The organism is Candidatus Synechococcus spongiarum (assembly GCF_900047545.1).
Taxonomy (GTDB): domain Bacteria; phylum Cyanobacteriota; class Cyanobacteriia; order PCC-6307; family Cyanobiaceae; genus Synechococcus_B; species Synechococcus_B spongiarum_C.
The window spans coordinates 1-9,995 of the sequence record NZ_FITM01000153.1 but is presented as its reverse complement, the minus strand read 5'-3'; the positions used below and the strand labels follow the sequence as shown (position 1 = coordinate 9,995).

The following is a 9,995-nucleotide window of genomic DNA, read 5'->3' as shown; positions in this document are numbered from 1 at the left end:
CTGGATATGATGTCCATCGAAGATGTGCTGGATATCCTGGCGGTTCCCCTTCTTGGGGTGGTCCAGGAGGACGAGCAGGTGATCATTTCCTCCAATCTGGGAGAGCCTCTGGCCTTGGGAAAATACAAATCCCCTGCTGGCGTTGCCTACGGCAATATCGCCCGTCGCATCCGGGGAGAGGAGGTCCCAATCCCTGATATCAACAAACCAGCGGGCTTTATAGACCGTCTTGGTGATTTCCTTTCCACAAAAATTATTTGAGGTGCCACCATGACCATTAGTGAATTGCTGAGCCGTCTCTTTGGCAAGACGAACACCAGCGCCAACTCCGCCTGCAGTCGTCTGCGCATGGTGCTGGCCCATGACCGCAGTGACTTGAGCCCCGCGATGCTGGATCAAATGCGCCTGGAAATAATGGAAGTGGTGTCCAAGTATTTGGAGCTCGACCATACGGGCAGCGAACTGACCCTGGAAACCGAGGAGCGCTCCACGGCCCTTGTGGCCAACTTGCCCATCCGGCGCGTCAGAAAGCTGGGGCGCTGATCAGGTCTCCTGGTGGTCGAGCAGGTAGGCGGCAAGCAGGGCATCCAGGCAGCAGGCCAGGGCCACAAATCCGCTCACCAGTCGCCAGAACAGGTTGGACAACAACAAGCAAAGGGCAAGGCCCGTCAGCGCCAAGCTGACGTCAACGAGGATGGCGCGGCTCAGCCATTGCTTGGGAATCCTGGTCAACATAACGCTTCAGGCAGATTGAAAAGGGTTTTGGGGCATCAGGGTGGCCAGGTTGCGGCTGGCCTGGTCCAGGGTTTGGCGCTCGTGGGCAGACAGCATCCAGCCTAGGGCTTGCTCCATAACGTGTACATGACGCTGGTGGCGCAGGCCGGGGATGGGAACGGTTCCATGGGCGCGGCACCAGTTGACGGCCACGCCGGCTGGTGTGGAGCCGTGATCCGCCGCCATCTCCCCCATCAAGGTAAGCAAAGGCTCCAGGCGGGGCAACAGACGGGCAAAGAGCAGGCCCCGGAATCCGGATGGACTGTGCTTGACGGTGTACTGGCCGGCCAACAGACCCAGGGCCAGGGGAGAATAGGCAATCAACCGGATGCCCAGTTCTTGACAAACTTCCAGCACGCCACCCGGTTGGCGCGGCTGCTGGGACAGCAGGGAGAACTGCACCTGCACACTGCGCAGTGGCACACCGGCATCCGCCATCCAACCCGCCACACGGCGCAGCCGCCGAGGACCCAGGTTGGAGAGTCCCACGGCCTTGGCGCCCCCAAGCCGCACCTGATCCACCAGTCCCTGCAGCAAGGGGGTCTCCTGCCATGGCGCATAACGGGCCGTGCTCCAGTGGAGTTGCACCAGGTCAATGGGGCGCCCCAGCCGTTGACGGGAAGCTGCCGCAGCCTTGCAAAAGCCGTGACGCCCCAGGCGCCAGGGGTAGGGCGCCAGCTTGGTGGCCACGGTCACCCGTTGGCGCTGTCCCGGTGGCAAGCGGGACAGACCTTGGCCCAGCAGGCTTTCGCTGCGCCCCTGAAGCTTGCCGGTGCCATAGGAATCGGCGGTGTCGAAGAAGGTGAGCCCGGCCTTGATGCACGCCTGAAACGTGTGGAGCAGCAGGGGGTCATCCCGCTGGGGAACGTAGTTCCAGAGCAGGCGGTTGCCCCAGGACCAGGTGCCCACCCCGATGGGCGCCACGGCCAGTGTGCCCCACCTCTGATCTTCACCGCCCATCCCGGATTCGTCCCCACGGATTAGCGCAGCCAATCTAGCCGGGGCCTAAACAGGTGACGGCCATGGGCAGGCCTGCCGCGTCTGTTGCCGGGAAGATGGGCAGTGTTTGGCGTTGCCCGTCCATGGCCACGGCAAGGCAGGCAAGGGCATCCACCAGGTCATGGTGTTGGAGGTGACGGCGGTGGCTGCGCACCAAAGCTTGATCCACCAACCCGGTGGGATCCCAACCCCAATGCTGGCAAAGGAGCCGGAGGCGCTGGTGCTGGCCTGAATCCCGGTGTTTGCTGACGGGTGCGGGCCACTCGGGTTGATGCCGTTGCTGCAGTTGCAAAAACGTCAACTCCGGGTGGCATTCCAGCAACTGCCGGGGGCGCTGTGGCTGTGCCTGAAGCCAGTCATCCAACTCCCGAATCCGCTCCAGGAGATGCCAGCTTTGGATGGAGAGGCCCGGACCACCCCCGGAGCGTTGGGCTGCCGTCGCCAGACCATGGTCTGACAAGGATAGGCAGCAGCGCCCCGGTGGGGAAAACACACTGCTGCTGCGCCCTGCGGGCGCCAGCAGGCGGCGCACCCTATCGTCACAGCAGCGGGGCTGCCCATGGCTGGTGAGGCCAATGGGCATATCGACACAGCCCATGTGCTGATCACCCATCTCCAGGGACTTCAGGCCGGGCAGCAGGGACAGGACAAGGCGCCGGGCTGCCAAGCGCGCCAGAACCCAGCCCCCACGGCAACCGTCCAGGCCCAACCTCACCGCTGTGGGGGACCCTTGGAGACCGATGGGCCACCTGATGGCTGCCAGGGGCTGACCCAATGGCAGATTAGGGGGCGGACCACTGCACTTCACCTGTTAGGATCTCCTTCGCTTTGGCTGGCGGGCGTCGCCAAGTGGTTAAGGCAGCGGCTTGTGGCGCCGCCATTCGGGGGTTCGAATCCCCTCGCTCGCCCTTCACAACCCGTCTGGTGCCTGGAGTTGGGCCATGAGCCCTGCCCCCCCAAAGCGCACAGGGTCATCACAGAACAGACCCGTCTCCTGGCGGGTGGCGGCGATGGCGGCCCGGGCCTCCTCCGGCTGGAGTCGGGCCGTATTCAGGGCAACGGCCCGCAGCCGACAGGGGGGAGACAGGGCAGGGCAGGCCACGGCAGCCACAGTCTCGTAAAGCTTCACCACCTGGGATAGGGGGGGGATGGGGATGGGGGGACCGTCAGGGGCCAGGGAGAGCAGGTGTTGTTGTCGGGCCCGATGCACCAGCACCAGATCGGTGGGCTGGCTGCCCCGCAGGAGGGGCAGAGTAGCGGTGGAGCCGGGGTGGAGCAGGGAGCCCTGGCCTTCTACCAGAACCCAGTCGGCAGCCGCACCGGCCGCCAGCACCGCTGTCTCCACGGCGCCAGCTGCATAGTCCACCCGCACCGCGTCCAGGGCAATGCCGCCACCGCTGATGAGGATGCCCGCTTGACCGGTGGCCACAAAGTTTATGGCCAACCCCTGGTCAAGGCCAGCCCGGTGCATCTCCAAAGCGGCGCTCATCTTGCCCACGGCCATGTCGGTGCCCACAAACAGCACCCGCCGGGCAGGGCTGCGGGCAGCACGGGCAGCGCCGACCCGCAGCGTGTCGGGTTCACAGCGCAGGTCCCAAATCCAGCGGTTGGGTCGCAGCAATGCACGCAACTCGTGATCGTCGGCCATGGGTGTGTGGAGACCGTTGGCCAGGCTGAGGCCTGCAGCCAGGGCAGCCTCCACGTCCCGACGCACCACCTCCGGAATCCGGCCACCGGACGGGGCCAGGCCGATGGCGGCCACCGTGGGTCCCATGGGCAGGGCCTCCTCCAGGGTGGCCACCACCGGGACCGGGCGGGGAATCCCCGTGACTTCCACCAACTGGGCCCCGGCGTTGTCCGGGTCAATCACCGCCACGATGGGACCACGACGATAGCGCAGCATGGCAAGACCGGTCTTGCCAAGGAGACTTTGCAGGCCACCGTGCTGGAGAAGAACCAGGGGGGCGGAGGCACTCAGCATTGGAGAGGTTTGGCAAGTTGAATGCCCAGACCAGGGGCAGTGCCGGGTCGGATCACGTCCTGTATCCGCTCAAGGCCCAGAAAGGGGTCATGGCGCAGATTAAGATGGCTGTCCAGGTCCGGCCATTGCACCAGGGGGAGCAGTTGGGCCGCGGCGCCGTTGAGCAGGCTGGTGTCCCCGTAGCAGCCCAGCATCAACCGGAGGCCCAACTGTTGGGCCACGCGAGCCATGAGCAGGGTTTGGCCCAGGCCGCCGTGCTTGAGAAGCTTCAGGTTCACCCCGTCCACGTGGGGCGCGAGGCGGATCAGGTCCTGAAGGGTCCAGCAGCTTTCATCCACCACCAGGGGGATGGGGCAGTGGGGACGCAGGGCAGCATAGCCTTCATGGTCGTTGCTGGCGACAGGGAGAGGCTGCTCAAGCAGCACTGCCCCCTGATCTGCCAGCCATGGGGCCATGGCCATGGCCTGATTCAGATCCCAGCCCCCGTTGGCGTCAATTTGCACGTCCACGGGTCGGGGCCAGCTTTCCAGTTCCTGAACCGTGGCCTGCACCAACCGGCGGTCATGGTCCAAGCCCTGGGGGCTGCCGAGTTTAAGTTTGATGCGGCTGGGCTGCACTTGGTTGAACCATTGCCGCAGCCGTTGGCGCACCGCCACCACGGAGCCGAGACCAACGGTCACGCTGGTGGCCCCGCAGCGTTGCCGATCCAGGCCCCAGAGACGCCAAAGGGGGCGCCCCAAAGCTTTGCCCCACCAGTCCTGGAGTGCCAGGTCCACCCCACAGCGGGCTGGGGGGGACAGGGTCGCCAGCAGCGGCCCACACTGCTGCCACTGATCCGGAGCATAGGGCTCCAGTTGGGGCCAGAGCCGGGCCAGCTCCGCCGCCACAGCCTGCCTGGTGTAGTGGTGATGGCCTGTGTCCACATGGCCCGTCTCCCCGAGTCCGGTGATACCCCCGTGGCGGATTTCCACCAGCAACCTCTCCAGACAGTGGGTCTGGCCACGGCTGATGGTGAGAGGGACTACTCTCTCAATCTGGAAAGGACGGCAGCAACCTTGCATGGGAGACCAATTTGCAGGTGGACGCCGCTGATGCAGCAATTGGGGAAGACTATAAAAACGTGACCCGCCGCAACGCTCTGATGCCCCCCCTGGCTCCTGCTGCTGATCCCGCCGCCGCCCCAGGCCGCCGCTATGCCATCACCACCTTTGGCTGCCAGATGAACAAGGCGGATTCTGAGCGCATGGCCGGGATCCTGGAGGCCATGGGCTACCGCCATGAAGAGGACGAACTGGCCGCCGACCTGGTGATCTACAACACCTGCTCCATTCGGGACAACGCCGAGCAGAAGGTGTACAGCTATCTGGGCCGCCAAGCCCGGCGCAAGCGCCACAATCCACGGCTCACCCTGGTGGTGGCCGGCTGTGTGGCCCAGCAGGAGGGGGAAAGTCTGCTGCGGCGCGTGCCGGAGCTGGACCTGGTCATGGGACCACAACACGCCAACCGCCTGGGCAGCCTGCTGGAGCAGGTGGAGAGCGGTCACCAGGTGGTGGCCACCGGGGAGCACCAGATCCTGGAAGACGTCACCAGGCCCCGGCGGGAGAGCAGAGTCACGGCCTGGATCAACGTGATCTACGGCTGCAACGAGCGCTGCACCTACTGCGTGGTTCCCGCCACCCGCGGCCGTGAGCAGTCCCGCACACCGCAAGCCATTCGCAGCGAGATCGAGACCCTGGCCCGACAGGGGTACCGGGAGATCACCCTTCTGGGCCAGAACATTGATGCCTATGGCCGGGACCTGCCAGGCATCACCCCTTCGGGTCGGCGGCGCCATACCCTCACGGACCTGCTGCACTTTATCCATGACGTGGAGGGCATTGCGCGGATCCGCTTTGCCACCAGCCACCCCCGCTATTTCACCGAGCGGCTGATTGCCGCCTGTGCAGAACTGCCCAAGGTGTGCGAGCACTTCCATATTCCCTTCCAAAGCGGGGACGACCAAGTGCTGCGCCACATGGCCCGTGGCTACACAGTGGACCGCTATCGCCGCATCATCCGCACCATTCGCCGGCACATGCCGGAGGCTGCCATCAGCGCCGATGCCATTGTGGGCTTCCCCGGGGAAACGGAAGCCCAATTCCACAACACCATGGCCCTGGTGGAAGAGATCGGCTTTGACCAGCTCAACACCGCGGCCTATTCACCCCGTCCCCACACCCCGGCCGCGACCTGGACAGACCAGGTGCCGGAGCCGGTGAAGGTGGAGCGACTGCGGCGCCTCAATACTTGCGTAGAGCGTTGTGCCCGCCGTTGCAACCAACGCTATGCCCAGCAGGTGGTGGAGGTGTTGGTGGAGGGGCGCAACCCCAAGGATCCTGACCAGTTGATGGGCCGCACCCGCACCAATCGGCTGGTGTTTCTGCCGGCCGGGAGTCATGGGCCGGGGGATCTCGTGTCCGTCCGCATCGAGGCGGTGCGCCCCTTTTCCCTCAGCGGCTGTTCCCTGATAGGTTCCAGGACAGTGTGACCAACCTCCCTTTGCCCAATACCGCCCCACAGTCGACGACCACCAGGGTGGGTCTGGTGTTCGGGGGACGCTCCGGTGAGCACGACGTGTCCATTCGCTCGGCCCGGACCGTTGCCGACGCCCTCTCCAGGGGAGACAACCGTCAGCGCTACCAGGTGGTTCTCCACTACATCACCCGTGGCGGCCGCTGGCTTGTGGGGGACGGGGCAACGGCGGCACTCTCCGGCGCGATCCCGACAGGATCCGATCACCACCTGCCCAGGTTGCCCACCACAGCCCATCAGGTGGATGTGTGGTTTCCCGTGCTCCACGGACCCAACGGAGAAGACGGCACGGTGCAGGGGCTCTTCACCTTGCTGGATCAGCCCTTTGTGGGCACGGGGGTGCTGGGGGGCGCCGTGGGCATGAACAAACAAGCCATGAAGGCAGCCTTTGCCACAGCCGGCCTGCCCCAGGTGAGCTATGTCTGTGCCACTGCCAACAGGTTGGCGTACACCGATGAACTGGTCAACAACGTGGAACAACACCTGGGCTATCCCTGTTTCGTCAAACCGACCAGTCTGGGCTCCTCCTTGGGAATCAGCAAAGCCGGGGATCGCGGGGCGCTCCTGGCGGGACTCCAGGCTGCGGCCCGGCTTGACGACCACCTGATGGTTGAAGCAGCTGTTCCGGCGAGGGAACTGGAATGCGCCGTGCTGGGATACGGGCATCTGGATGCCTCTGTTGTTGGCGAAATCCTTTACGACGCCGAATGGTATGACTACACCAGCAAATATTCTGCGGGCCATAGCTCCCTGGTGATCCCCGCATCCGTACCTCAGGCCATCCATGACCGGGTCCAGCGGCTGGCGGTACAGGCCACCCAGGCGGTGGGTGCCTACGGCCTCAGCCGTGTGGATTTCTTCTACCAGGAGGATAGCCAGGCCCTCTACGTAAACGAGATCAACACCATGCCGGGCTTCACCAGCCAGAGCATGTATCCCCTGCTGTGGCAGGCCAGCGGCGTGTCCGTGGAGGAACTGGTGCATCGCCTGATCAGGCTGGCCCAGGAGTGCCATCAAGGCAGCCCCCCACACCGGACCACGAATCAGCCCATTCAGTCCACTGAATTGTCATGCTAGAAGGTTTGCTCTGGCTCCCCCTGCTGGTGATCTTCGTGGTCCTGACGGCCCTCGGCTGGCTGGAGCGACGGCGCCAGGCCTTATTCCATCGCTGGGCGGCAGGATCTGAACTGGCCAAGCTGGATGCCGCCGTGGCCATGCGCCTCCGGGATGGGCACATCAGTTGGGGACCTGTGGGGCCCAAAGGCGTCGAATTGGCCGAGGACATTGCTGTGAACCACCTGGAGATCTGCGAGTTGATGGCAGACCGCTCCGGGGATGTGCCCCTCACGGACGAGGCCTGTGGCCCCTGTCGTTTGCGCCTGGTTGCGGAGGGTCGCAGTCTGGACATTCCGTTCAGTGACGCGGTACGGGCCCGCCTGTGGGTGGATGAACTGATGTCTCGGGTGTGTTGTCAATTGTGAGGTCCGGACCCCGGGAGATCGGGCAGGGGCGGTGGCAGCTGATCCAGTTATGGCGCCTGCTGGTGTTCAGTGGCGCTGCGGTGGGGCTGGCCTGGGTGCTGCTGGAGAAGGGCTGGTGGGTCAAGACGCCTGGCCAAGTGGTGTTCCATGGCGCGTCGCCACAGGAGCACGGGACACTGGTGGCGGCCAGCCCACTCCAATTCCCCACCCCCCTGCTTACGGTGGATCCTTCATCCATGGAGCAGCAGCTGCGGCGTTTGGCCTGGCCAACTCTCCAGGTGCAGGTGCAACGGGCCTTGGCGCCACCGCAACTGGTGGTTCACCTGCAGAACACCACTGCCCAGGCCTGGGCCCGGCGTTCCTTTGCGGATCGGGTGGAGCGTGGCGTGCTGGACCACCGGTTCAATTGGACCAGAGTTGATGGGCGCCACCAGTTGGATCGTTTTCCCATGGTGCGGCACCACGTGCTGGTGCTGGTGGATTTCTGGACCCCGGACTTGCAGGACACGTTGGCTGAACTGTTCGCGGGTTTAGAGCACCTGCAGACGCCGGTGCAGACCATCCGGATCACGACAGACGGGCAACTGGTGCTGGGCACTTCCCAGGTCTTGGGGGAGGTACACCTGGGCGATCCGGATCATCTGGAGCGCAAACTTGCCGCCATGGACCACCTTTACGTCCATCTCCAAAGAAGTGGGCCGCCGTTCTCCTATGCCGACGTGGATCTGCGAAATCCTGACCAGCCCAACCTTGGTGTGTCACAGGGTTAAAGCAAGGACAAGCCCCACTCCACTGGGGCTGGAGGCCACTGACAGGTCCCATGGACCATGGGATGGACCGGCAGGCGTATTTACAATCTTAATCTTTTCTACGCCATTAGAGGCTTGACATTGGTGCATCACAATGTGGCTAGTGCTGCTAAGGTCAAACTGCCACTCCACTAAAGCCGCACAGATGTCATGAGCAGTGATAATGCCTACGGCCAGAACGGTCAGTCAGCCGCCAAGATCGTCCCTGCCCAAAATGCTCGCATCCGTGTTGTCGGGGTTGGCGGAGGCGGCAGCAACGCTGTCAATCGTATGATCGAAAGCGATTTGCAATGTGTGGACCACTGGGTTCTCAACACCGATGCTCAGGCTCTGCTCTGCTCACCGTCGGAGAACTGTCTTCAGCTTGGTCAGCGGCTCACCCAAGGTCTTGGTGCGGGAGGCAACCCGTCCACCGGCAAGAAGTCGGCCGAGGAGTCCCGATCAGAGATCCAGCAGATGATGGAGGGGGCCAACCTGGTGTTCATTGCGGCGGGCATGGGGGGTGGTACAGGAACCGGCGCCGCTCCCGTGGTGTCCGAGTTGGCCAGGGAGGCCGGGGCACTCACCGTGGCCATTGTCACCAAGCCGTTCAAGTTTGAGGGTCGCCGCCGGGCCGCGCAAGCGGAGCAGGGAATTCGGGAGTTGTCCACCCATGTAGACAGCCTGATTGTCATTCCCAACGACCAACTTCGTAACTCCAGCGTTTCCGGTGGGCGGTTGCAAGACGTCTTCAGTAGTGCGGACGATATCCTCTATCGTGGCGTCAAGGGCATCAGCGATATCATCACCCAACCGGGGCTGGTGAACGTGGACTTTGCCGACGTCCATTCCGTGATGAAGAACGCTGGCACGGCACTGCTGGGCATCGGCAAAAGCTCGGGTCGCTCCCGCGCCAAGGAGGCTTCCCTGGCAGCTATTAACAACGATTTACTGGAATGCAAGAAAATTCATGGGGCCAAGGGGTGCATCATCAACGTCACCGGGGGAAGAGACATGACTCTGGATGACCTGACGGAGGCCTCGGAAGTGATCACAGCCATGGTGGATCCAAGTGCCAACATCATCGTGGGTGCAATACAGGATGATTCCATTGAAGGAGAAACAACCGTTACCATTATTGCAACAGGTTTTAATCGTAACACAAATGATACAAAGGAACAAGAGACCCACGTTGCTGAATCCCGAAACAACCTTCTGGAGGAACAGGACTCCTTCACGCCGCTCCTTGACGAGAGGTCCGGGGCAAAAATTCCCTACTTCCTTGAGACGCGCCGTGGTCGCAACCACAATCTCAAGTCCTTGGATGGAGTTTCAGGGAATAGCAGTGGTCCGGACAGCGCACCCTGACTTCTCGGAAGGCAGTGGGGCTCGGCAAGCCAT

General features: G+C 63.4%; 11 protein-coding genes, 1 tRNA gene and 1 pseudogene. 8 read left to right on the top strand and 5 right to left on the bottom strand.

The genetic code is table 11. The features are described 5' to 3' along the window. Positions 1 to 261: pseudogene (locus tag FLM9_RS06565) on the top strand (septum site-determining protein MinD); the annotation flags it as partial. Between the two features lie 9 nt (positions 262 to 270). Beyond that, positions 271 to 543, top strand: a complete 273-nt coding sequence (gene minE / locus FLM9_RS06560) for a cell division topological specificity factor MinE (protein WP_074457819.1) — start codon at positions 271 to 273, stop codon at positions 541 to 543. On the opposite strand, the gene FLM9_RS06555 is transcribed toward minE, so the two are convergent. From FLM9_RS06555 to FLM9_RS06545, 3 genes are all read right to left on the bottom strand, one after another. Then, positions 544 to 735: a hypothetical protein gene (locus tag FLM9_RS06555; RefSeq protein ID WP_074457818.1), complete on the bottom strand. Its 192-nt coding sequence runs from the start codon at positions 733 to 735 to the stop codon at positions 544 to 546. 6 nt (positions 736 to 741) lie between these two features. Next, a complete protein-coding gene (locus FLM9_RS06550) occupies positions 742 to 1,698 on the bottom strand; it encodes an aldo/keto reductase (RefSeq protein ID WP_102135500.1) in 957 nt (318 codons plus the stop codon). A gap of 70 nt (positions 1,699 to 1,768) precedes the next feature. After that, positions 1,769 to 2,548, bottom strand: coding sequence for a DUF429 domain-containing protein (locus FLM9_RS06545; RefSeq protein ID WP_074457816.1), 780 nt, complete (start codon positions 2,546 to 2,548; stop codon positions 1,769 to 1,771). Between the two features lie 60 nt (positions 2,549 to 2,608). Between FLM9_RS06545 and FLM9_RS06540 the strand changes: the two genes are divergently transcribed. Beyond that, positions 2,609 to 2,681: transfer RNA gene (locus FLM9_RS06540), tRNA-His, on the top strand. 2 nt (positions 2,682 to 2,683) lie between these two features. Here the strand turns inward: FLM9_RS06540 and FLM9_RS06535 are convergent. Continuing rightward, on the bottom strand, positions 2,684 to 3,754 hold the full coding sequence (locus tag FLM9_RS06535) for a DUF1611 domain-containing protein (protein WP_074457815.1): 1,071 nt from the start codon (positions 3,752 to 3,754) through the stop codon (positions 2,684 to 2,686). Then, a complete protein-coding gene (locus FLM9_RS06530; RefSeq protein WP_074457814.1) occupies positions 3,748 to 4,815 on the bottom strand; it encodes a dipeptide epimerase in 1,068 nt (355 codons plus the stop codon). Before FLM9_RS06530 ends, FLM9_RS06535 begins: the two co-directional genes overlap by 7 nt. Positions 4,816 to 4,895: 80 nt before the next feature. Here FLM9_RS06530 and miaB point away from each other — a divergent pair, with 80 nt between their 5' ends. The 5 genes from miaB (at position 4,896) to ftsZ (ending at position 9,962) form a co-directional block, all read left to right on the top strand. Further along, on the top strand, positions 4,896 to 6,281 hold the full coding sequence (miaB, locus tag FLM9_RS06525; RefSeq protein WP_074457821.1) for a tRNA (N6-isopentenyl adenosine(37)-C2)-methylthiotransferase MiaB: 1,386 nt from the start codon (positions 4,896 to 4,898) through the stop codon (positions 6,279 to 6,281). After that, positions 6,278 to 7,402, top strand: a complete 1,125-nt coding sequence (locus FLM9_RS06520; protein WP_257243040.1) for a D-alanine--D-alanine ligase family protein — start codon at positions 6,278 to 6,280, stop codon at positions 7,400 to 7,402. The genes miaB and FLM9_RS06520 overlap by 4 nt, the downstream gene beginning before the upstream one ends. Then, positions 7,396 to 7,806: a hypothetical protein gene (locus tag FLM9_RS06515; RefSeq protein ID WP_074457813.1), complete on the top strand. Its 411-nt coding sequence runs from the start codon at positions 7,396 to 7,398 to the stop codon at positions 7,804 to 7,806. The genes FLM9_RS06520 and FLM9_RS06515 overlap by 7 nt, the downstream gene beginning before the upstream one ends. Beyond that, on the top strand, positions 7,803 to 8,576 hold the full coding sequence (locus FLM9_RS06510; protein ID WP_074457812.1) for a cell division protein FtsQ/DivIB: 774 nt from the start codon (positions 7,803 to 7,805) through the stop codon (positions 8,574 to 8,576). Before FLM9_RS06515 ends, FLM9_RS06510 begins: the two co-directional genes overlap by 4 nt. Positions 8,577 to 8,765: 189 nt before the next feature. Beyond that, positions 8,766 to 9,962, top strand: a complete 1,197-nt coding sequence (gene ftsZ / locus FLM9_RS06505) for a cell division protein FtsZ (protein ID WP_074457811.1) — start codon at positions 8,766 to 8,768, stop codon at positions 9,960 to 9,962. Positions 9,963 to 9,995 lie beyond the last annotated feature (33 nt).

Coding starts and splice junctions, on each gene's coding strand:
- minE (WP_074457819.1), top strand. CDS start 271: ATGACCATTAGTGAATTGCTGAGCCGTCTCTTTGGCAAGACGAACACC.
- FLM9_RS06555 (WP_074457818.1), bottom strand. CDS start 735: ATGTTGACCAGGATTCCCAAGCAATGGCTGAGCCGCGCCATCCTCGTT.
- FLM9_RS06535 (WP_074457815.1), bottom strand. CDS start 3,754: ATGCTGAGTGCCTCCGCCCCCCTGGTTCTTCTCCAGCACGGTGGCCTG.
- FLM9_RS06530 (WP_074457814.1), bottom strand. CDS start 4,815: ATGCAAGGTTGCTGCCGTCCTTTCCAGATTGAGAGAGTAGTCCCTCTC.
- miaB (WP_074457821.1), top strand. CDS start 4,896: ATGCCCCCCCTGGCTCCTGCTGCTGATCCCGCCGCCGCCCCAGGCCGC.
- FLM9_RS06515 (WP_074457813.1), top strand. CDS start 7,396: ATGCTAGAAGGTTTGCTCTGGCTCCCCCTGCTGGTGATCTTCGTGGTC.
- ftsZ (WP_074457811.1), top strand. CDS start 8,766: ATGAGCAGTGATAATGCCTACGGCCAGAACGGTCAGTCAGCCGCCAAG.